This is a genomic window from Croceicoccus bisphenolivorans, assembly GCF_001634625.1.
GTDB classification, from domain to species: domain Bacteria; phylum Pseudomonadota; class Alphaproteobacteria; order Sphingomonadales; family Sphingomonadaceae; genus Croceicoccus; species Croceicoccus bisphenolivorans.
The window spans coordinates 1-21,741 of record NZ_LRSE01000012.1 but is presented as its reverse complement, the minus strand read 5'-3'; the positions used below and the strand labels follow the sequence as shown (position 1 = coordinate 21,741).

The 21,741-nt window shown below is 61.8% G+C and carries 21 protein-coding genes and 1 tRNA gene; 13 read left to right on the top strand and 9 right to left on the bottom strand.

Features of this window, described 5'->3' with window-relative positions:
• The first annotated feature begins 173 nt into the window (after positions 1-173).
• The 6 genes from A7A77_RS12870 (at position 174) to terL (ending at position 6,749) form a co-directional block, all read left to right on the top strand.
• Positions 174-1,463: an adenylosuccinate synthase gene (locus A7A77_RS12870; RefSeq protein WP_066558874.1), complete on the top strand. Its 1,290-nt coding sequence runs from the start codon at positions 174-176 to the stop codon at positions 1,461-1,463.
• Between the two features lie 98 nt (positions 1,464-1,561).
• Complete coding sequence (locus A7A77_RS12865; protein ID WP_066558872.1) at positions 1,562-2,563, top strand: helix-turn-helix domain-containing protein; 1,002 nt, start codon at positions 1,562-1,564, stop codon at positions 2,561-2,563.
• 105 nt (positions 2,564-2,668) lie between these two features.
• Positions 2,669-2,759, top strand: a tRNA-Ser gene (locus A7A77_RS12860).
• Between the two features lie 557 nt (positions 2,760-3,316).
• Positions 3,317-4,831, top strand: coding sequence for a site-specific DNA-methyltransferase (locus tag A7A77_RS12855; protein WP_066558870.1), 1,515 nt, complete (start codon positions 3,317-3,319; stop codon positions 4,829-4,831).
• Positions 4,831-5,271, top strand: coding sequence for a DUF5681 domain-containing protein (locus A7A77_RS12850; protein WP_066558868.1), 441 nt, complete (start codon positions 4,831-4,833; stop codon positions 5,269-5,271). The genes A7A77_RS12855 and A7A77_RS12850 overlap by 1 nt, the downstream gene beginning before the upstream one ends.
• Complete coding sequence (terL, locus tag A7A77_RS12845) at positions 5,268-6,749, top strand: phage terminase large subunit (RefSeq protein WP_066558866.1); 1,482 nt, start codon at positions 5,268-5,270, stop codon at positions 6,747-6,749. The genes A7A77_RS12850 and terL overlap by 4 nt, the downstream gene beginning before the upstream one ends.
• A gap of 51 nt (positions 6,750-6,800) precedes the next feature.
• Here the strand turns inward: terL and A7A77_RS12840 are convergent, their stop codons facing one another.
• Both A7A77_RS12840 and A7A77_RS12835 read right to left on the bottom strand, forming a co-directional pair.
• The gene (locus A7A77_RS12840; protein ID WP_156500562.1) at positions 6,801-7,466 is read right to left on the bottom strand and encodes a hypothetical protein; all 666 of its coding nucleotides are present in this window, start codon (positions 7,464-7,466) and stop codon (positions 6,801-6,803) included.
• Positions 7,466-8,158: a hypothetical protein gene (locus A7A77_RS12835; protein ID WP_066558856.1), complete on the bottom strand. Its 693-nt coding sequence runs from the start codon at positions 8,156-8,158 to the stop codon at positions 7,466-7,468. Before A7A77_RS12835 ends, A7A77_RS12840 begins: the two co-directional genes overlap by 1 nt.
• A gap of 85 nt (positions 8,159-8,243) precedes the next feature.
• On the opposite strand from A7A77_RS12835, the gene A7A77_RS12830 reads away from it, so the two are divergent.
• Complete coding sequence (locus A7A77_RS12830) at positions 8,244-8,447, top strand: helix-turn-helix domain-containing protein (RefSeq protein ID WP_066558853.1); 204 nt, start codon at positions 8,244-8,246, stop codon at positions 8,445-8,447.
• A 64-nt stretch (positions 8,448-8,511) separates the two neighbouring features.
• Positions 8,512-8,709: a hypothetical protein gene (locus A7A77_RS12825; RefSeq protein ID WP_066558846.1), complete on the top strand. Its 198-nt coding sequence runs from the start codon at positions 8,512-8,514 to the stop codon at positions 8,707-8,709.
• Positions 8,710-9,088: 379 nt separating this feature from the next.
• Here A7A77_RS12825 and A7A77_RS12820 read toward each other — a convergent pair whose 3' ends face one another.
• Positions 9,089-10,882, bottom strand: a complete 1,794-nt coding sequence (locus tag A7A77_RS12820) for an SLC13 family permease (protein ID WP_066558842.1) — start codon at positions 10,880-10,882, stop codon at positions 9,089-9,091.
• A gap of 162 nt (positions 10,883-11,044) precedes the next feature.
• Here A7A77_RS12820 and corA point away from each other — a divergent pair, with 162 nt between their 5' ends.
• On the top strand, positions 11,045-12,007 hold the full coding sequence (gene corA, locus A7A77_RS12815; RefSeq protein ID WP_066558839.1) for a magnesium/cobalt transporter CorA: 963 nt from the start codon (positions 11,045-11,047) through the stop codon (positions 12,005-12,007).
• Positions 12,008-12,428: 421 nt separating this feature from the next.
• The gene (locus A7A77_RS12810) at positions 12,429-12,731 is read left to right on the top strand and encodes a hypothetical protein (RefSeq protein WP_066558836.1); all 303 of its coding nucleotides are present in this window, start codon (positions 12,429-12,431) and stop codon (positions 12,729-12,731) included.
• A 59-nt stretch (positions 12,732-12,790) separates the two neighbouring features.
• Here the strand turns inward: A7A77_RS12810 and A7A77_RS17935 are convergent, their stop codons facing one another.
• The 4 genes from A7A77_RS17935 to A7A77_RS12795 form a co-directional block, all read right to left on the bottom strand.
• The gene (locus A7A77_RS17935; protein WP_156500561.1) at positions 12,791-12,949 is read right to left on the bottom strand and encodes a hypothetical protein; all 159 of its coding nucleotides are present in this window, start codon (positions 12,947-12,949) and stop codon (positions 12,791-12,793) included.
• A 15-nt stretch (positions 12,950-12,964) separates the two neighbouring features.
• A complete protein-coding gene (locus A7A77_RS12805; RefSeq protein WP_066558833.1) occupies positions 12,965-13,144 on the bottom strand; it encodes a twin-arginine translocase TatA/TatE family subunit in 180 nt (59 codons plus the stop codon).
• Positions 13,145-13,147: 3 nt separating this feature from the next.
• A complete protein-coding gene (locus tag A7A77_RS12800) occupies positions 13,148-14,737 on the bottom strand; it encodes an amino acid permease (protein WP_066558831.1) in 1,590 nt (529 codons plus the stop codon).
• Between the two features lie 262 nt (positions 14,738-14,999).
• Complete coding sequence (locus A7A77_RS12795; protein WP_066558830.1) at positions 15,000-15,275, bottom strand: hypothetical protein; 276 nt, start codon at positions 15,273-15,275, stop codon at positions 15,000-15,002.
• A 211-nt stretch (positions 15,276-15,486) separates the two neighbouring features.
• Here A7A77_RS12795 and A7A77_RS12790 point away from each other — a divergent pair, with 211 nt between their 5' ends.
• From A7A77_RS12790 to chrA, 3 genes are all read left to right on the top strand, one after another.
• The gene (locus tag A7A77_RS12790) at positions 15,487-16,350 is read left to right on the top strand and encodes a mechanosensitive ion channel domain-containing protein (protein WP_066558827.1); all 864 of its coding nucleotides are present in this window, start codon (positions 15,487-15,489) and stop codon (positions 16,348-16,350) included.
• 193 nt (positions 16,351-16,543) lie between these two features.
• Positions 16,544-17,863 carry a class I SAM-dependent methyltransferase gene (locus tag A7A77_RS12785; RefSeq protein ID WP_066558824.1) on the top strand — a complete coding sequence of 440 codons (1,320 nt, stop codon included), beginning with the start codon at positions 16,544-16,546 and terminating at the stop codon, positions 17,861-17,863.
• Between the two features lie 217 nt (positions 17,864-18,080).
• Complete coding sequence (gene chrA / locus A7A77_RS12780; RefSeq protein WP_066558814.1) at positions 18,081-19,391, top strand: chromate efflux transporter; 1,311 nt, start codon at positions 18,081-18,083, stop codon at positions 19,389-19,391.
• A 202-nt stretch (positions 19,392-19,593) separates the two neighbouring features.
• On the opposite strand, the gene A7A77_RS12775 is transcribed toward chrA, so the two are convergent.
• Together A7A77_RS12775 and A7A77_RS12770 are read right to left on the bottom strand one after the other, a co-directional pair.
• The gene (locus A7A77_RS12775; protein ID WP_066558811.1) at positions 19,594-20,835 is read right to left on the bottom strand and encodes a toll/interleukin-1 receptor domain-containing protein; all 1,242 of its coding nucleotides are present in this window, start codon (positions 20,833-20,835) and stop codon (positions 19,594-19,596) included.
• 429 nt (positions 20,836-21,264) lie between these two features.
• On the bottom strand, positions 21,265-21,600 hold the full coding sequence (locus A7A77_RS12770; protein WP_066558808.1) for a putative quinol monooxygenase: 336 nt from the start codon (positions 21,598-21,600) through the stop codon (positions 21,265-21,267).
• Positions 21,601-21,741 lie beyond the last annotated feature (141 nt).

Sequence of the window (21,741 nt, the reverse complement as noted above, 5' to 3'; positions counted from 1 at the left end):
CCGAACGAAACGGCTGCTCGCATGCCGCTTGACTTGGGGCGCGGCCACCCTCTAACGCGCGCCCGCAATCAGGGCCGGGGCAACCCGCCTTCGGCCTGTTCGTCCATCCCTCGCGCCGAGTCCTGTCGAAGGGCGCGAAGAGGATCCACCGGGCAGGGGGAAGGACTCTATCCATGGCAAACGTAACCGTGATCGGCGCCCAGTGGGGCGACGAGGGGAAGGGCAAGATCGTCGACTGGCTGGCCAGCAGGGCCGATGCCGTCGTCCGCTTTCAGGGCGGCCATAATGCCGGCCACACCCTCGTCGTGGGCGAGAAGGTCTATAAGCTGTCGCTCCTGCCGTCGGGCATCGTCACCGGCACGCTTTCGCTGATCGGCAACGGCGTAGTGCTCGATCCCTGGGCGCTGAAGGCGGAGATCGAGAAGCTGGAAGGGCAGGGCGTGGCCATCAATGCGGAAAATTTCGCGATCGCCGACAACTGCCCGCTGATCCTGCCGCTGCACCGCGATCTCGACGGGCTGCGTGAACAGGCTGCCGGTTCCGGCAAGATCGGCACCACCGGTCGCGGTATCGGTCCGGCTTACGAGGACAAGGTCGGTCGCCGCGCGATCCGCGTCTGCGATCTGGCTCACCTCGACGATCTCGGCCCGCAGATCGACCGCCTGTGCGCTCACCATGACGCGCTTCGCGCCGGTTTCGGGCAGGACCCGATCGACCGCGACGCCCTGATCGAGGAATTGCGCGGGATCGCCCCCTTCGTGCTGCAATATGCGCAGCCGGTGTGGAAGCGCCTGAAGAAGGTTCGCAAGGCCGGCGCCCGCGTCCTGTTCGAAGGGGCGCAGGGTGTGTTGCTCGATGTCGATCACGGCACGTATCCCTTCGTCACCAGTTCGAACACGGTGTCGGGCACTGCGGCCAGCGGTTCCGGTCTCGGCCCCAATGCGACCGGCTTCGTGCTGGGCATCGTGAAGGCATACACCACGCGCGTCGGCTCCGGCCCGTTCCCGACCGAACTTGACGACGACACCGGCCAGCGGCTGGGCGAACGCGGACATGAATTCGGAACCGTCACGGGGCGCAAGCGCCGTTGCGGCTGGTTCGACGCGGTGTTGGTGCGCCAGTCCTGCGCGATTTCGGGCGTGACCGGCATTGCCCTCACCAAGCTCGACGTGCTGGACGGGTTCGAAACGGTCAGGATCTGCACCGGCTATCGTCTCGACGGCAAGATCCTCGATTACCTGCCCAGCCACGCCGGCGACCAGGCTCGTGTCGAGCCGATCTATGAAGAGATGGAAGGCTGGAAGGGCACGACCGCTGGTGCACGCTCGTGGGCGGACCTGCCTGCGCAGGCGATCAAGTACATCCAGCGCGTACAGGAACTGATCGAAACGCCCGTGGCACTGGTTTCGACCAGTCCGGAGCGAGAGGACACGATCCTCGTTCGCGACCCGTTCATGGACTGATCGGCGCGTTCACAAGCGGAACGTAGCAAAAACATTCTTGACTTGTTTCGCATTTGTTCTTTACCTGTTCCCCTTGTGGAACAGGGGAGAACGAGTCCATGGCCCAAGTTGTCGAAGCGTTCCGGTTTGACGATGCGCCCGAACCGGATCGTGCGGTTCGCGCCGCTGCGGCAAGCATTTCGATTTTCGCAAGCCGCAGCGCGGTGCGTGCGCGGCTGGCCGATCTCGCGCTGGATCTCGGACTTGTCCTCCGGCAGGCGGAACCGCTTTCGCGACTGACCGGCGGTGATGCGGTCGTGCTTGGCGACGTACTGGTGATCGACGCGCCCGTCGTCGATGCCGAACTGCTCGCGGCTCTGGCAAGGCTCGACATGCGCGCGGCGCGTAGCGGCTGCGAAATCATCGTTTCGACCAGTCCGGAAGGATTGGACGGCGTATTCGGATGCGTCGACCAGTCCGGCGCGCAGATCCTCGTCACACCGACGGAAAGTGACCGTGCGCTGGCAATGGGCACTGCGCTTGCCCGGCTGCCTGCGGGCTCGGTCCATGAATTGAGCGGTGAAGATCGCATGGCACTCGTCCGCCTTACCGAGCAGGTGCAACTGCTTGCGCGCAAGATGGAAGGGCTTTCCGTGCAAGACGGACTGCTACCCGGAGAGCGGGAGGAGGACACGCGCGGCGTTCGCTCACCCGGCCTGTCTTATATGGCGGCGGAAACCGGACCCTTGCCCGACAGTGGCGAACGGCACTTGCGCTTGCCTTCGGCGGCGCTGGTTCGGGAAATCATCCGGCAGCGGCAACTGCGTTCCCGCTTCTTCGAAGGTGATCTTTTCGCAGACCCCGCATGGGACATCCTGCTGGACCTTACCGCTGCCTATATCGAAGGGCAGCAGGTCAGTGTCTCTAGCTTGTGCATAGCCGCCTGCGTGCCGCCGACGACAGCCTTGCGCTGGATCGGGCAAATGACTGAATCCGGTCTTCTCGACAGGGTGCGCGATCCCGCCGACAAGCGCCGCGCCTTCGTCGAACTAAGCAGCAAGGCCCGCGACGCGATGGCGGCCTATTTCGACCGTCTCGACAATGGTGCGGCCGTGATCTGACAAATATTTGCAGGGTAGGGTGCTCTTGCAGCGTAAAAAGCGAATTGAGTGCCTTGCCTTGCGCCCGCCCTGCCGCTAGTCGGCGCCATCTGCCGTCAGGCATGCGGAGCGGTGGCCGAGTGGTCGAAGGCGCACGCCTGGAAAGTGTGTATACGGTAACCCCGTATCGTGGGTTCGAATCCCACCCGCTCCGCCACCTAGTCTGACCTTTCCCGACATAGTCCAGATAGCTCGCGCAAAGGCGCGCAGTTCCGCGCCGTTTGCGCGTGAACCCGTAGTGGAGAGAGCCCCGCTCGGAGAAGTTTCGGGCCAATCTGGCCGACTTTCTCCGCGGCCCCTTCCGGCAGTACGGGTTTGCATTTTCGGGCCATTCGGCAGTCTGTTCACCCTGTTATTCCCGACAAAACAGGGAGTGCACTCACAATACACCACGCCTTGACGCCGAATTTCCCGAAGAGAATGAACCACTTGCGCACAAATAACGCCCGCTTCGGGTGCATGAGGCAGGGAGGCGAACAGAAAGAAATGCAACCATGTCGTAGATCTTTCGTCAAGGATTACAGCGGGTTAAATCAAATTCAGCATTGACAGGCCGTCGATCCTCTGCGACATAGCGCCTGCACTTGGCGCCCCGCACGCCACGAGCAGCAGCATCCATGGCCATTTCCGGTCCGGAGGCAGCAGGAACAAGAGAACGTCGTTTTCGGCGTTGGCACTCCCGTTCCAGCTGCCGGGATCGAAGGATGCGCCATCATGGCCAAAACTGCTCCGGTCCGCAAACGGACCCGTAAACCTCTTGACACCACCAGCCTGACAGCGCCCGATCTGACCGGATCGAACGACCCGCATGCCGCGCTGTCGCTTGTGGTAACCAACGTCGCCCCGGGCACTCTCAAGCCGCCGCCCCGCATCCTGCGTACCAACGGCTCGCGCCAGATGAGCGCGATCCGCGCGTCTATCGCCAACTTCGGCTTCTTGAACCCGATCCTCATCGACGAGGAGAACCGCATCATCTGCGGCCATGCCCGCTGGCTGGCAGCGAAAGACCTTGGCTTGGTCACGGTTCCGGTGATCCGGGTCGATCACCTGACCGACGAGCAGAAGCGGCTCTATGCGATCGCCGAGAACAAGACCGGAGCGTTGGGCGAGTGGAACGAGGACGCGCTGCGGCTCGAGTTTGGTGAACTGCTCGACCTGACCCTTGACCTCGACGTCAGCGTCGAACTGTCGGCTTTTGCGATGAGCGAGATTGACGACCTGCTGGTCAAGGACGACGGCAGCGATTTTGGCGGTGGCGATGCAGGCCGGCATGCCGAGATCACGCGTCCCGGTGATCTGTGGTTGCTTGGCGATCACCGGCTCTACTGCGGCGATGCTCTGGAGGAGAGCAGCTACATCACCCTGATGGGCGATGACCGTGCACAGATGGTGTTCTCGGATCCCCCTTATAACCAGAAGATGAAAACCATCTCGGGCAAGGGCAAGGTCCAGCACGAGGAGTTCGCGATGGCCTCCGGGGAAATGACTGACCCGGAGTTCACGCAGTTCCTCACCACCGCCTTCGGTCTTACTGCCCGGTTCAGCCAGGACGGCTGCATCGCGTTCGAGTGCATCGACTGGCATAATCTTCGTCCGATGATCGATGCCGGCGAATCCGTCTTTTCCGAACTCAAGAACCTGATCGTCTGGTCGAAGCCCAAGGGCGGGCAGGGCGGGTTCTACCGCTCGCGGCACGAACTGATCTTCCCCTGGAAGGTCGGCAGGGCGAAGCACATCAACAATTTCCGGATGGGCGAGACGGGACGGTACCGGACCAATGTCTGGGAGTACGCGGGCAACAACACCTTCCATGCCGGTCGCGACGAGGAACTGGCCGCGCACCCGACGGTCAAACCGATGAAGCTGGTCGCCGATGCGATGCGGGACTGTTCGCACCGCGGCGGGATCGTGCTCGACTGCTTCGGCGGCGCCGGTACGACGCTTCATGCGGCCGAACACACCGGTCGGCGGGCCCGGCTGATCGAGATCGAGCCGAAGTTCTGCGACCGGACGATCGAACGCTGGCAGAAGACGACGAAGCAGGAAGCGGTGCTGGCAGCGACCGGTCGGTCCTGGCGTGAGGTGGCAGCGGATCGCGGCGTCGACCTTGGTGACCGGTCGTCCGATGATCGCGAATGCACTGACGATACGGACCGCGATGCCGATCCGGCCGGCGCAGATGATCGCGATATCGTCGACGTTGCTGTCAGCGGGCGGGAGGACATCTGATGGCAAAGGCGCCCGCCCGCAAACGGACCTCGACCCGCAAGGCCGGTGCATCGAACGCCGGTTCCCCGCAGGTCGATGCCGCGCCGGTCGGTCCCGGCAATCCGCCGGTCGCCCACCGCTTCAAGCCCGGTCAGTCGGGCAACCCTGCTGGCCGTCCGAAGATGGAACGCAGCATGCTCAAACATGTCGAGAAGGAACTCGATACCGAGATGCAGATCAGAGAGGGCGACGAGGTCTTTCGGCTCACGAAGCGGGAAGTGCTGGCGAAGCGGATGGTGAACTCGGCGCTGGGCGGTGACGCAAAAGCCATCACTGCGCTGATGCGCCTGCTCGGCACCGCGACCGACAGCAATGAGAATGCCACGGCCACCGTCCCCCTCGAAAGCGTCATGAACTTCCTCGCGCGCCGCATGCCGACGAACGCAGGGGATGAAGCATGAACGCACTTCCTGAACCGGTCGAACTTCCCGAAGACATCTGGGACGCCATGACCCGATACGACTACCTTACCTTCCTCGCCCGGGTCATGGCGGAACTCGAACCGGGCACGCACTACGAGGAGAACTGGCACCTCGAGGTTATTACGGCCAAACTGCTGGCCGTGCAGGCGGGTGAGACCCTGCGGCTGATCATCAACATGCCGCCGCGCGCGATGAAGACGATTACGGTGAGCATCGCTTTTGCCGCGTGGATCCTCGGCCATGATCCGACCCGTCGGATCATGTGCGTGACCTACAGTCAGGATGTCGCCACGGCGCAGGCCAAGCTGTTCCAGCGGATCGTGCTCAGTGGCTGGTTCCGCCGCTGCTTTCCCGAATGCCGTTCGGTCGTGCACAACCGCACCCTCGAATGGCAGACCACGAAGGGCGGCTATCGGCTCGCCACCTCGATCGAAGGGAGTGTGCTGGGTCGCGGTGCCGACTACATCATCCTCGACGATCCGAACAAGGGACAGGAAATCTTCTCCAAGGTCGCGCGCACGCGTGTGCACGATGCCTGGGACAACACGATCTCGACCCGTCTCAACCACCAGAAGGAGAGCGCGATCATCTGCGTGATGCAGCGGTTGCATGAAGAGGATCTGGCCGGCCACATGATGAAGCAGGATGACTATGACCTGCTGACCATTCCGGCGATCGCGACGCAGAGGGAACGCTGGGATCTTGGCAACGGGCGTGTCCACGTCCGGAACAAGGGAGGGTTCATCCAGCCCTCGCGCATGGGCGCGGCTGAACTTGAACGCCAGAAGGGGATCATGGGCGCGACCGCGTTCAGCGCGCAATACCAGCAGCAGCCGGTTCCCGACGACGGCGTCGTCATCCGCCGGGCATGGCTGCGCTACTGCGACGAATATCCTGACGAGTTCGAGACCGTGCTGGTCAGCTGGGATACGGCATCGACGCTGTCGGACGATGCCGACTGGTCGGTGGGCACTGTCTGGGGCGAAGCCGACGGCGAAATTTATCTCGTCAATGTCATCCGCGAGAGGATGGAAGCGCCGGGTCTGACCCGGTTGATCGAGAACACCCATATCGAACAGGGAGCAGACATCACGCTGATTGAGGATGCCGATCTCGGCCGGGCGATCGGGCAGAACCTGTTCAACACCTCGCGTCGGTGCAAGCCGCAGCTTATCAGGCCGCGGATCGAGAAGATCGCGCGCATGCAGGCGAGAGCAGTGATGTTCGAGACAGGCAAGATCATTTTGCCGCGAGAGGCGTCCTGGCTGTCCGCCTACCTCGAGGAACTGCTGGGCTTTCCGAACCTGCGGCATGACGATCAGGTCGACTCGACCAGCCAGGCGCTCGACTGGTTCCAGCGGAAGATGCGCAGGGATGTTCCGCATGAACGTCCCGCCCGCAAACGTCCTCAGGGGAACCGCAATCGCCCGCCGGGCGCGTCGCGGCGGCGGGGCTGATGGTGCGTTTGATCTCAGACGATTGATTGTCAAACCTGCAGGGCGCACCGTTCATCCCATGATCCGCCATTCGAGCATCCGGCAGTCGCTGCCCCGGACCAGCGCGAAGGCGCTCTCGACGTTCATGCCGCCGAACCCGTTCTGGGCGCGGAAGGACATCAGGACGTTGTGGTTGCCATCGCTGTCACGTCGCGTGATCCGGGTCTCGATGTGCTCGAACGAATCCGGATTGCGCATGGTTGGCTCGACCGCGTTGACGAGTGCGGGAAACGACCCATCCCACTTGCTGAGGCAGTGAAGACCGCTGCGGGCTTCTTCATCTGCCGCAGCCTGCTCTTTTGCTGTCTCCGCGCGTTCGCGGGCTTCGTCCATGGCCTGCTCGATGCGGCGTTCCTGATCATGCTTCGCCATCGCGGCCTTGCCTTCGGGCGTGTCCGACCACGCTGACGACATCGCAAAAAGCGCCACGACCGCCAGCAGCACTGCGATCCGCCCCATCCATTTGCGAAGCCGGATAAGGTCACCCCTCGTCCGCCGCAGTCCATCGGCACCGGTCTCGAAGAGGAATGGCCATGGTGCGACAAACGCGATGGCGATCACGACGATCGCGGTGGCAAGCCAGGTTTTGGCGGCCAGCGTCATCAGCAGCAGGACCATGGCGATGGTGAGGAAGGCGATGCGAAGCCCGCTCATCGGGCGTGTAGCGGCAGGGGTCATCAGAAGGGCTCCCCGTTCAATTTGGCCAGCACCACCTTCCAGAGGTCGCCTTCGGGATCGAGCTGGTCGGCAGGCGTGCAGAAGTCGAACAGCGGGACCAGCTGCGCCAGCGCCACCTGATCGTTCGAGAGGATCAGCGTGTACTTGCCCTTGTAGGCGCCATCGATCTGGAAGACGGGCTTGCCATCGGCATTGCCGAAGGTCGCCTTCGGGTTATGGTGGATCGCGTAGCGTTCCGCGGTCAGGATGGCGTTGGCCTTCACCATATCCCAGCCCGGCGTCTCGCTGGTCAGAGTGCAGTCGGGTTCGCCGGGCAGGCGACCGGGTCGCGGCGTGGATTTTGGCGTTTGTATTGCGGCTGCCGGCTCCGCTGCCGCTGCCGTCGAGGCTCCCATCGGCGCTTCGGCGACCGCTGCCTGCGTGCGGCGTTCTTGTGCAGCAACAGTCTCACCCTCGGGTGCTGCAAGACCCGCCACATAACCCAGTGCGAAGAAGCCGAGCCAGCCGAGTCCGACCGCGCGGGCCAGCGTGCTGTATCCCTCGCGCAGCAGGAACCAGCCAAAGATGAACGGCGCCAGTGCGATGCCGATACTCAGCCCGACGCTGACCCGGCGTGGTGCATCCGGCCCCTCCCAATTCTCCACTACACTATCGTTCATCCCGCCCTCCATGTCGACGATCAGTAACGTCATGAAGGCTTCGTGTGTCGCAACAGTCAAGCGCAATGTCACTGATCGTCTGTAGATCAATCGGCGACATCGCGCTCTTTGTTCGCGCGTGGATATCTGCACCCGCCTTGGCAAAAATGTTCGTCGGCTTCGCGAGGCGAAGGGCTGGAGCCAGGAGGATTATGCCGACCGTGCCGGGATCCACCGCACATATGTCAGCGATATCGAGCGGGGGCGCAGGAACCCCACCGTCACGGTTGTCGAGAAGCTGGCTGGGCCGCTCGGCGTGCGGACCGGTGAGCTCCTCGACTAGGTTGGCATTCCGTACGAAAGCTGCGACTGGACTTGTCCTGACAGGTCTCGCACTACCCCTTGCCATGGACGACGCTGAAGACCTGGCAGGGGCGCTGCTTTCCCGATTTGCCGGGGTTCTTGAGGATCTCAGTACGACTGCGGCTCTCGCGTCGACCGCCTGCGATCCGGTTGTGATCGTCGCAATGCGGGAGCAGTTGGCTGATGCGTCAGCGCTGCTCGAGGCGGCTGCCATCTTGGTGTTGCGGGAGGCGTTGGACTAGGTCCGCTTCGCGCCCCTTTCGGTCACTAGAGGCGGATTCTCGGTTGCCCAATAGCGGACATCAAGTTGGTGTATTTTGATTGGCCGAAATGTCGGACGAACCGGAACGGCAGGTATTAGGGCGCGATAACGGGATAGCGGACGTTCTATCGCATGAACTGATGCGTCAGCTATGCGCCCCAATTTCAGCCGTTCGAACTCGCGCAAAATCTTCCCGAAAGCCGCCGTTCGTCCGGATCAGCCCTGACAGCATCTCCGCGCACTAATTTCTGTCTCTAACGGGTTTGCCGCACATCCCGAAATTCGCTCATCAAATGAGCAGCGATTGACTCTAGCGGAACCGCAATCTGCATCCGTGCGTTGACTTATTCCCAATGACATTAAAGCTCCCAGAAAATTGAAATTGCAGTAAGCGTTGCCAGCGCGACAAATATGGTGAGCGGGAAGCCGAAACGCGCGTAATCGCCAAAGCGATAACCTCCCGCGCCGTAGACCAGCGTGTTGGTCTGGTACCCGATCGGGGTCAGGAAACTGGCGCTCGCGGCAAACATGACGGCGATCACGAATGGGCGCGGATGGCTACCGATCGCTTCGGCCAGGGTTATAGCCAGAGGAGTCACCACTACTGCTACCGCGTTGTTCGTGACGAGTTCCGTCAGAAGCAGGCTGAGCAGGTAGATCGCGACAAGCGCCACCCAAGGTGCAAATCCACCGAGCAAAGGCGTGGCGAAATCGACGGCCGCCTCGACCAGCCCCGCCCTGTCGAGCGCGGTGCCGATCGCCAACATCGCCACTACCAGCGCGATGATCCGCCAGTCGACCGAGGCAAACGCCTCGTCCGGCTCGATGCAGCCGGTGACAAGCACGAGCGCCACACCCATGGTAACCAGTGCGGGCAGCGGCAGGATGTCGAAGGCTGCGCCCACGACAATCGCCAAGAGGACCGCCAGCGCAACAGGCGCCCTGCCGGGTCGGAAGGCGCGCGCCTTGGGTTCTGCCAGATCGAGCAGGTTTTCGCCCGCCATCATCCGGTCGAGATCCGCCCGCTCGCCCTCGAAAAGCAGCATGTCGCCGGCTTCCAGCATTGCATCCTCAAACCTGCCGGGCACATTGCTACCCCGCCGGTGCAGCGCAATCGGCAATACGCCATAGCGTTCGCGGAGCGACAGGCTGGACACCCGGTGACCCACGACCTGCGCGTCGGGAAGTACCAGCGCTTCGGAAATGACCGTGGTGCGGGTTGTCTGGACGATCATCTCGGGCTCGCCGAACTTGCCTGCCAATTGCATCTGGCGACCTTCGTTGATCGTCAGGATCTCGTCAGTGGAGCACCGCAGGATCGCAATGTCGCCAGCTTCCAGCATGAGATCGTCCAGATCTGCCCCGCAAGATACACCGCCGCGCATGATATCGACGAGGCGCCTGCCGCCACGATTGAAGCTGGCAGCCGAGAGCGCGGGTTTTCCGATCAGCGGAGAGTTTTCGCCGATGGCGACGGAAACCGTGTATCGCCGCGTGCCCTGCTGCGCGCCGTGATCCGAAAAAGAAACCCGCGCAGGCAGACGGACGCGCGCCAGCACAAGGTAGACCAGGCCCGCGCAGGCAGTGGTCAGTCCCACCGGGGTGATCTCGAAGATGCTGAAAGGGGCAAGGCCCGCCTGGCTCGCCACACCACCGACGAGAAGATTGGTGGAAGTCCCGATCATCGTGCAGGTACCGCCGAGGATCGCGGCGAACGAAATCGGCATCAGGATACGCGAAGGTGGTTCGTCCAATTGCCGCGCCAGCAGGATACCGACCGGCAGCATCATCATGACCAGCGGCGTGTTGTTGGTGAAAGCGGACAGGCATGCGACCAGCACAAGCAGCAGGGCGACCGCGCTACGCGGGGAACTGCGCGCCCTTGCGGTGATCTTCGACGCCAGAAGCTCCAGCAAACCCGTTCGAACCAGCGAAGCCGACACGATGAACATCCCCGCTATGCTCAGCGGCGCCGGATTGCCCACGGCAGCCAGAAGGTCATCGGTAGAGATGATACCGAGCGCAAGAAGCAGGGCAGCCGCGCCCAGCGCTGTCACTTCGGGCGAGCGGAGTTCGAAAGCAAATGCGAGAAGGAGGCCAAGGAGGCCCAGGCCGACGACAAAAGGAACGATCGTGTCGGGCAAAGCGATCATATGCCGCCTCATAGGTGGTCGTATCACACCAGACGTGGTCGTTTTTCGTGCAACTGCCTAGCAAAATCTTCGGTGGTGGAATCAAATCCACGATTTGTCGCTTGATCGGCGAAATGAGCAGTCTAAGCCTGTGATGCTCCTGCAAGGACTGCCGATCATTCAATGACCATTATTGCCGCCTATTCCTATCGTGACGGCCGGCGCTTTCATGAGGTCGATTTCAACAGGCCCCTAACGAACGAAACGGGCGCATTTGAATGGATCGGACTGTTTGAGCCAAGTGCGGACGAACTGCAGAAAGTGGCTGAGCGATATGGACTCCACGCCCTGTCGGTGGAAGACGCTCGCTCGATGTCAGGCCTTCCGAAACTGGAAGTCTATGGCCGGCAATTGTTTCTCAAGGCACGAACTCTCACGCTGGGCGAAGAGCAAATCTCGTACGGCGCGACCTCGTTCTTCCTTGGCGAAGATTTCGTTGTTACGGTGCGGCTGGGGGCGAGCGAAGGACACGCCAGCCTTCGCGAAAGGATCGAAGAGGAGCCCACTCTCCTCGCGCAAGGGCCGGACTATGTGCTGCACGCAGTGCTCGATCTCGTGATTGACGGCTATTTCCCGCCGCTCGATCGGATCGGCGAGAAGCTCGATCATTTTGAGGAGCGAGCGCTCGATGGTGGATTGGACCGGGAGCATACGCGCGAGGTGTTTTCCATGCGCCGCCAGTTGCTGCGCCTCCAGCGACAGCTCGTTCCGATGGAAGAGGTTTGCGCCAAACTCGCCCATCTCGAGCTGCCGACCATCGGGCACGACATGCGCCCCTATTTCCGCGACGTGACCGACCATGTGCGCCGCGCCGAAACGCTGACGAGGCTCCAGCGCGAGGTGCTGGGATCGGTGATGGAAACCAGTGCTCTGATAGAACAGCAGAATCAGAACGCGATCACGCGTCAGTTGGCCGCATGGGCCGCTATTCTTGCGGTTCCGACCGCGATCGCGGGTATCTATGGCATGAATTTCGAATTCATGCCCGAGCTTGAGAGCCGGTGGGGCTATCCAGCGATCTTGCTCGTGATCCTGTCCGCCAGCATCTGGCTTTGGTTCCGCTTTCGTAAGCTGGGCTGGCTGTGATCCTTCTTGCGCATGGCAGGATGGCGGGACCCTTGCGTCCACTGCTAGCCTTCGCGCTGCTACTGTTCAGTATGCAGTCGGTACAGGCTGCGCCGGAATCCGCTGCGCAGGGTTCGCATGCCCACGGGCCGACAGATATTTCCGCGCCGTCAATCTCGGCGATGGACTGTATTCTGACGTCTGTCCGGGCGGAGATTGCCTGCCGTATCGTTCCTCTTACCTCGGGTCCAGACACCTGCCCGGTTGCCGTCTGGCTTGTCGAATTTCCTTCCGGTTCTGAGCCAAGGACCAACAGATCGCTGCCAAATGGCCTTCCGGCACCCGACCACTTGCGTCCCCCGCTGCGCGCGCCTCCATCCTGCTGAGCCGAACGCCTGCGCCGATATGCGGCCAGCTTTCCTCTCTGACAGGACTTACACCAATGATAAATACGAACGCGGTCCCCGCCGGGGCCGAACCGCGTGCGCGCGCCGAAGAACTGCTCGCACGATACCCCGACCTCTCCGACCAGGAACTGGGCGAACTTCTGTTGATCTTCCGCAAAAGGCTTTCCGCCATGGACCAGGCGCTGATCGCAAGTGAGGACCGCCTTGCTGGTCAGTACGTCGCCTTCAAGCGCGAACAGCTCGAAAGGTTTAAGCCGCGCGATCTGCTTAATGCAGTGCTGTTCGTAGTACTGGTCGTTGGCCCGATCGTAGGCATCGCGTTCGCCTACGGTGGCTGATCGACGAAGATGCGGAGGGTGGTCTTTTCTCGCCCTCCGCATTCCAGCCCCGTCGCTGGCTAGCTGATCTCGACGATGACGATCAGCACGCCGCAAAGCAGTACGACATATCCGGCTAACTGACGGATGCGATGCGCCACCCGATCACGAGATGTGCCCCTTCGGGTGATCATGACCGCGCCGGCAGTAAGCAGGGCCAGCGCAAGCGATATCAGCATTTCGCGCCTTGCCCCTTAGTCGTCTCGCCCTGAAAGCCGGGGCGGATCGTCTTTCTCCCCTTCGTGCATACCCTTTCGGAACTGGCGGATACCTTTGCCGAAGTCGCCCATGGTCTCGGACAAGCGTCCGCGCCCAAACAGGACGAGGACAACGACCATCACAATCAGCCAGTGCGACAACGAAAATGAGCCCATAAATTATTCCTCCGTAGTTTGCGGCTGCGAGAAGATCGGCGGAACCGGCTGGTCCGGCGCGTCCCGATCAAGCTCGTGAACTTCGGTCAGCCCGCGCCCGACGTGGCTGTTGCGATATCCGAACAGGGCATAGGCAACGAGGCCGATGACGCCCCAGATCGGCAGGACGAGCATCGCTTCGAACGGAAGGTTCACGAACAGCGCGACGCAACCGACCGCAGCCAGCGGGGCGATGATCCACACCATCGGCACCCGGAAGGGGCGGTGCCGGTCCGGATCGCGGCGTCGCAACACCAGCACGGCGATCGACACCATGAAGAATGCGAACAGCGTCCCTGAATTCGAAATGTCGGCCAGCTTGCCCACGGGCAGCAGCGCGGCTGCAATGGCCACAAAGAAGCCTGTCAGGATCGTTACGACATGGGGTGTCTTCCACTTAGGGTGCACCCTCGCGAGACGTTCGGGCAGAAGCCCGTCGCGCGCCATCACGAAGAAGATGCGGGTCTGTCCGTAGAGCATCATCAGGATGACCGACGGTAACGCGATGTTGGCCGCGATGCCGACCAGATCGCCGGCCCAGCTTTCGTTGATGGCGCGAAGCACGTGGGCCAACGCTTCGTCCGAACAGACCAGCGGAGTCTCGCCTCTTGCCGCCAGCGCCGCGCACTCGCGCGCGAATTCGGCCGATCCGGGTTGCACGCCAAGGGCAGTGGGCTGCGCGCCGATAGTGCCGATCGCCCCAATGGTGACGAGGAGGTAAAACACCGTGCAGATGGCAAGGCTGCCGATCAGGCCGATAGGCACGTTGCGCTGGGGGTTTCTCGTCTCCTCCGCAGCGGTCGATACCGCGTCGAAACCGACGTAGGCAAAGAAAATGGACGCCGCGGCGCCGACGATGCCCAGCCCGCTCGTCCCTTCCGGTCCAAACCAGCCGTTGGGGGCGAAGGGTTGGAAATGCGCGCTATCACCAGCCGGCAGCGTCAAGGCGATGAACAAGGTAAGCGCGGTCACTTTCACTACGACCAGCACGGCGTTGAACATCGCGCTTTCCTTGGTCCCGACGACCAGCAGGCCCGTGACGGAAAGCGCAACCACAATAGCGGGCAGGTTGACGACGCCATGGCTGAAATCGACGCCTGAGAACGACCAAGCCGGACCGGCCGTAAGTTGCTGAGGCAAGGAAAGACCCGTCCAGCTTTCGATCAGGCCCATGAAATAGCCGGACCAACCTACCGACACTGCAGAGGCCGCCACCGCGTATTCGAGAATCAGCGCCCAGCCCACGGTCCAAGCCAGCAGTTCGCCTACTACCGCGTAAGTATAGGTGTAGGCAGAGCCGGACACCGGCACCATGGACGCGAGTTCGGAGTAGCAGAGCGCGGCAAGGGCGCAGACGCCGCCGGCGATGACGAAGCTCCAGATCATGCCCGGCCCGGCCTTCTGTGCGGCCGCCGCAGTCAGCACGAAGATGCCAGTGCCGATGATGGCGCCGACGCCTAGCAGCATCAACTGCACCGGGCCCAGCGAGCGTTCAAGCGAGTGTTTGCGTGCCGTTTCCAGTACGGCATCGAGAGGCTTGATCCTATGACGCATGTCCGGTCTTTCGAAAACGGCGAAGTCGCGCGCGCCCGCCCCTCCGAGCCCCGGATGAGGCACGAAGAGAGAATGCCTGCGGCTTGCAGAAGGAGAGTGACACGCAGATTTTCGCCTTGGACAGAAATACCAAGCCGCCACCCGTGGTTCGTTTGGGCACGTGCCGTGTGACGAAATTATTTCAGCACACAGACTGCCGCCAGATTGATTGTTCGAACCGGCGACGAGACGATGGAAAATTACGCCGAACCGAAAGAAGTGATCAGAAGATTCCAAAGACGGCTGCTACGACGTCCAGCCCGATCAGACCAGCAGAGACCAAGCAGGCTGCCCGCGCGAAGTAGGAGCCGGACGCGACATCGCGCCACAGGCGGGCGAGCGCCAACCAGCAGGCAACGGCGATGGCGCAGGTTGCCGCAGACGCCAGACGTCCGTCCGCAATCCCCAACCCCACGAGCACGCTGCCGATGAAGTTGAGGGCATAGATGGCCAGTGCACTCGATGCTTGCCACAGGCCGGCTCCGCGCTGCTCGGGCATATACGTCTACCATTGATCCTAGTCGCGATTGATCATCGGGCGAGTCGGGTACCTTTGCTATCCGGCGATATCCCTCAGCGATCATGGAACGGTTGGCAAGCGCGCCGCATTTCGCCGTTCGATCGGTGCAGGGTGGCTCCGGCGCGCTCTGCGTTTGCAAACCTGCTTCGGTGGCGGCATTGACCGCTCTCGCCAATCAGCTGGAGCGTGCATGCCTTCCTCGATTACCCAGCAGCTTTTCAATTCGGATGTCGCAGCGTCGATTGCGCTGATCGCAATCCTTGCTGCGCTCCATCTCATGTTCGGCCGTGCGCTTCGACGTCGTGAGGACCTGACTGCCCCAATCGCCCGGCGGTGGTCGGCCAATGTGCGCAATTTCCTCTTGCTGGTTGCACTCATCGGACTGGTGATGATCTGGGCGCCGCAACTCAGAACGTTCGCCCTCTCTCTCACGGCATTCGCGGTAGCGGTGGTCGTGGCGATGAAAGAATTGATCCTCTGCCTCTCGGGATCGGCGCTGCGCACTTTCACGCGAGCTTACTCTGTCGGCGACCACATCGAGCTTGGCGGAACTCGCGGAGAGGTGCTTGACCACAATCTCCTCGTGACGAAGCTGGCAGAGTTCGAGAAGCGCGACGGATCGGTGCTCGCCACCGGACGGCAGGTGATCCTGCCCCACAGCTTGCTGTTCGGCACGCCGCTCAGGGTCGAGGTGCTGGCAGGTGGGAAGCTGAAACACTCCGTGCTGATGACGTTTGAGCCGCGCAAGAATCTGTTCGTTGTTCGTAACGAAATCCGCAGCGTCGTCGTTGCGGCTCTGCGTGCAGGAGAGTCCACAGGCGTGGGAGCGACCGTGCTCGCCGAACATGTTGAGGTCGGCCTTGGCACGAGCGATATTGGCAAGCATCGCGTCGAGGTCCGGTTCCTCGCCCCGCCGGAGTTTGTGGGTCAAGTGGAGCAGGCCGTGATCTGCGCGGTGGGGAACCTCGTTCACGGAATGGAGGAGGAACGGGGCGTGGCGGGCAAGCTTCCAGTCGAAGCGGGAGGCGCTTCTCCGCCCGCGGGAGGCACGTGAATGCACGACACTCCAACCTGACCGGTTTCGTCGTTCATTCGCTAGCAATATCGCTCGTCCGATAGACCCGCGTGAAGTGGCGATTGCCAGAGATGCTGCTTGCCACGATAGCGTTGGGCATCGTTCCCCGGTCGATTTCGTGTCACACACATGGTCGGGGTCGTCCTGGTGACGTTTTCGGAGTTATCCCTGCATGACATCGAGGGAAACAACGGCGCTGCGCGCGCTGAGGGAAGAGAAGACGTCTTACGAGGCGGGCTGGTCGGACACGGCCTATCGCGTTCTATTCGGTGCGATCGGATGGCCATGGCTGCTCTACAGCCTGTGGGGCGGCACGAAAGCCAGCAAGCGGCAACTGCTGAACCGTGTGGACTTGCCGGAAGACGCTCTGCCGAACCTCGGAAGCTGGAAGGCAGACACCTTCTTCCTGCACCGGATTGTCGCCACGATTGAAGAGTTGCGCCCCGCAACCGTTGTCGAGCTTGGCGCGGGTGCATCGTCGCTTGTCTGTGCAAGGGCACTGCAGCTGAACGGCGGCGGCAGGCTCCACAGCTACGATCAGCACGCCCAGTTTGTATCGGCCACGCGCGAGTGGCTGGATGATTTCGGCGTTACGGCCCAGATCCGCCATGCCCCGCTGGGCGCGCAAGGTGGTGATTGGCCCGGCGCCTGGTACGAACTTTCCGATGTGCCCGCCTCGATCGACCTGCTGATCATTGATGGCCCGCCGTGGGCCGTGCATCCCTTCGTTCGAGGGGCCGCGGAAATCCTGTTCGACCGCCTCTCTCCCGGCGCGGTCGTCCTTCTAGACGATGCCGCACGTCCGGGCGAGCGGTTGGTAGCGCAGCGATGGAAGCAGCGCTGGCCCCAGATCGCCTTCGAGTACCTGTCAGGCGGCAGCAAGGGTACGCTAATCGGACGCAAGAGGACAGGGAACGTCCTCGCATTTCCCGTATCGAGCGAGCGCAGGGCATTTGACTGGTGGAAGCGTGCGGCTGCCGTGGCTGCCCTCTTCGCCACCGGATGGCTGGCGCACGACGTCGCGGGTGACTTCACTCAGCCCGCTCATGCCGCAAACTTCGTGGACGAGGCGAACGCCTCGTATTCCACCAGCTTGATCCGACAGTCCATGCAGTCGCAAGTGGAAACCGAGATCTTGGATCGGGCCGAGATCGGGCGTTCTTTGGGGATCTTGCTGCCCGGGATTCCGAACACCTGGCATGTGTCCGACGTGCAGGTTTTCCCCTCGGACGGCGGAAATTCGGTAGCGCTAGCCCTGTTGACCGACAGGCATGAGCGCGTGCTTCTCTATGCGCGCCGGGCGGAAACCCCGGCCGAGGCCGTCCCACTGGCGGAATCCCGGAACAATCGGACCGTAGCCTACTGGGAAACCGGACCGTTTGCTTATGCACTTGCCGGAGAACTGGATTCTGCGCGTATCCTGTTACTGGCATCGGACATCGCGTCCGTTGAAAGTGCTCCGGCGAGGAATTCGGCTTTGACAGCCCCGTAACGTCCGCAAGGGGGCGATTGTTGACCAGCCGCTCAAGGGTGGGTCCACGCTTGGCGCAGCAGTCACGAATGGGGGTAAGCAGACAAGTGCTTCCAAGCGAAGGCCTCAAGATGTAAGTAAATCCCACGGGACCTAGCAACCTCCCGGTCAGGCGAAGATCGCCCAAGCGTTGCCTCGTCGTCCGCTTCTTGGCGGTCAAAGGCTTGCGAGGTGACCAATGAGCGTGGCGCCGACCACCAATCCGAATTTCGCCCATCTCCTGCGCGTGTTTTTGCGCATTGGTCTGCTCAGTTTCGGCGGACCTGCCGGGCAGATTGCGCTGATGCACCGTGAATTGGTCGAGGATCTGCAGTGGGTGAGCGACGAGGACTATCTCCACGCGCTCAATTTCTGCCACTTGCTGCCAGGGCCGGAAGCGCAGCAGTTGGCGACATGGATCGGCTGGCGCATGCACGGCTGGCGCGGTGGCTTGGCGGCGGGTCTGTTGTTCGTGATCCCCGGCGCGTTCGTCATGCTTGTGCTGTCAGCGCTCTATGCGATTGCCTCGAACCTCGACTGGTTCGAGGCGCTGTTCCTGGGCGTGAAGGCAGCTGTGCTGGCGATTGTGGTTCAGGCGCTTCTGAGAATCACTGGCCGTGCGCTCAACACGCGTTTCAAGCAAAGTTTGGCGATAGCTGCCTTCGTTTCGCTATTCCTGCTCGATCTACCGTTTCCGCTGATCGTGCTGGGCTCCGGCGCAATCGGAATGGCGGTCGCCAAGCTGCGCCCTGAATGGCTGGCGCTCAAGGAAGGAGGCGCCACTCCGCCAAGCGCGCCGCGTCCGTGGCGAAGCACATTGCAGGCAGTGGCGATCTGGAGCGTGATCTGGGCGGCGCCAATGGTGCTGGTCGCGGGGACGCTGGGCTTCGATCATGTGTTGTGGGACATTGGCAAATTCTTCTCGCAGCTTGCCGTTGTCACATTCGGCGGTGCCTACGCCGTCCTCGCCTACATGGCGCAGGAAGCGGTGCAAGGCGTCGGGTGGCTGCAATCGGGCGAGATGGCGGACGGACTTGGCTTGGCGGAAACCACCCCGGGGCCGCTCATCATGGTGACGCAGTTCGTGGGGTATCTCGCCGCCTACCGTGCGCCTGAACCGTTTACGCCTTTCGTCGCTGGGCTGCTTGGAGCGGGGTTGACTACCTGGGTGACGTTTGCACCGTGCTTCATGTGGATTTTCTCGTTCGCGCCTTGGATCGATCGACTGGGCAATGCAGTGCGGCTTAAGGGCGGACTGGCAGCAGTGACGGCGGCTGTGGTGGGCGTGATCGCCAATCTCACCGTGTGGTTCGCGCTACATGTTCTATTCGAAACAGTGGACGATGCCCGGGCAGGGCCGCTACGGTTTTACATTCCCAACTGGCCAACGTTCGACTGGCGCGCCGCAGTGCTTGCAGTGATTGCCAGCTTGCTCATTTTTAAATTCAAATGGTCGGTGATCCGCGTGCTTGCGGTCAGCGCCGCTGGAGGGCTGGCGCTGGGCTTGTAGTTGTAAGCCGCTAGGATCGCTCGTTGCGGTTTTTGTCCGCAATCGGGTCGAAAAACCGCATGGCCGCTTTGTGCGCCGGATCTCCCGATACCGGAAAGTCTCCTAGCGGCCCAGTTTCATCCTTGATCCGCCGTGTGAATGTATGTCCGGTTTCAACGGTCAGCTTTGAGACCGGGAACGACAGCAATGTCGGCGGGCAGCGTCAGAGACTTCTCACGAAACGCAGCAGTTCATCACCCATCAGGAAGCCACAGGGCCAATAGCCATTGCCGCCCGAGTGTTCGATGGGCTGGACTATCCGCGCTGAGACCAGATAGGCGGCCGCCGCGTTGAAGCGGCGGGGGCCCCAGCCAAGCGCCTGATCCACCTCCTCGGCATCGGCCTGGTCGATGTCGAGATTGATGAGCCGAACCGCGAGATCGCGGGCGTCAATCTCGGGATCCCAGTCCATAAATACGCCATCGAATGTCGCGAACAGGTCGCCCTTCGGCCAGATATGCGATTCACCGCCGACATAATCTTCCTTTTCCAGAAGTCCGGCGCCGACAAGATCGAGCACCCCGATCCGCACATCAGGCATAGGCAGTCCGGTCGCCCCCTGGATCGCCGCATAATTGGCCTGCGGATCCATCGATTGGCCCTGCTCACTGTTACGCACGAAATATTCGGCGACGACGCGCGCAGACGACGACCAGGTGGAGCCAGCCTCGTGCTGTTGCACATAGCGGGGTGTCTGACCGAGCGGAGGCTTTCTGCTGACGCCGAAAATCTCAGCAGCCAGTGCTTCGATGCTGTCTTCTCCGGGGCGATAATCGGGAGTGAGCCGGGTCTTGAGAAACCGCGATACAGACGACAATGGCAGGTCATGGCGCAGGCCGATAAACTTCGCCGTCCCTTCGACCGCACTCATCAGCCCGGCGTCGATTTCTTCATTGACCCACGGCTTGGTGATCGAGGTACCGGTCAGCAGGACGACGAAATGCGTGCAGTTGCCGAGGCCTTCCTCCATCTTGCGACGCAGACTGTCGCCATATCCGATTTCCCAATTATCATACCAGACATCGATACCGCGCTGCATCAGGCCTTCGGCCAGAGGCTTCACGATGGGCTTGTCTTCGGATGCGTGCGCGAGATAGACCAGTCGTTCACGATCTGCCGGTTCATTCATGCCGTGGACTTCTCCCCTGTCGAGCCCCAGTCTTTGTTCCAGCGCTCGCGCGAAGGCAGGCGACCCGCTGGTGAAGACGGTCCAGCCCTGCTTCCCGATGCGTCGCACGAAGACCGGTGCGTGTTTCCCGGTCTCGGGATCGACGACCGAAGCCGCCTTGCCGTGCACCTCTTCGGCATAGCTGTTCATGACCTCGTCGAGCGCGTCATCCATCATGCCCTTGAAGAAGTCTCCGCTGGATACTTTGCGGCCGCCACGCCGGAACTCGATCGCCATGATGTCCCCGTCAGCAGGTTGGATTCGCAACCGTCATCATCGCTATGCCATAGGCACCGATGACATTCGATCTCTTTTTGTTCTTTCTGGGGCGTGCTCACTATGGCGTATCCCCCACCAGCGGGCGACCACGCTCAACGTCGCCAGGCCCCACCGGGCTGACGGAAGGGCCTGATTGGCTTTCAGTCGCTACGAAACTTGCTGCTTGGAGTCGCTGGGAGTTCGAAGGAATGACGCCGCGTTAGCGTCCGCTTTCCACGACAATTTCGCCGCTGAGCGGGCCACGGGCGAGGCCTGAGAGCAGCCAATTCTCGGTAATGAACGAAGGGCGGGTTTCAGCAGTGCTCTCGGAGCCGGTGAACGGCGGCTATGTCGGCGAAATTAGACAATTCGCCGGGCTTCACCTGCAATGACATCCAGGACTCTCCATTATGCGATCGGATCGTTGCGGATGCGTTCGAGCAGGTCATCCGTGACCTCCATCAACAAGAGTGGCTCATCGGCCCATTCCTCGAGCGCCTCGACGAATGCCGCCCGCGTTGCCGCGTCATCGTATTTCATCTTGGCGTCGTATGCTCGCTGCCAGGTGTCTCTGTCGGGCCATTCGGCAACACCGATAAAGCGTCCCGTATCGTCTCGGTGAAGGCGTGATCCTAGTGAGCCATAGCGGTGCCTGATATGTTCGGTTCCGCGACACCAAGCCTTTCGGAACTGCTCTTCCTTTCCCGGCTTGACCCGCCACCAGTAGGCCGCGACGAAGGTCATTCGTCTTCAGCAAGCTTGCTGATCATTCGCACCGGACAGCGCTGCACGCCGATGATGGTCGGTACCAGCAGATCAACGTCGATTCCCCTGCATATCTGGCCGGGGCCATCCTGGTCGAAGGCGATGGTCTCTGAATAATTG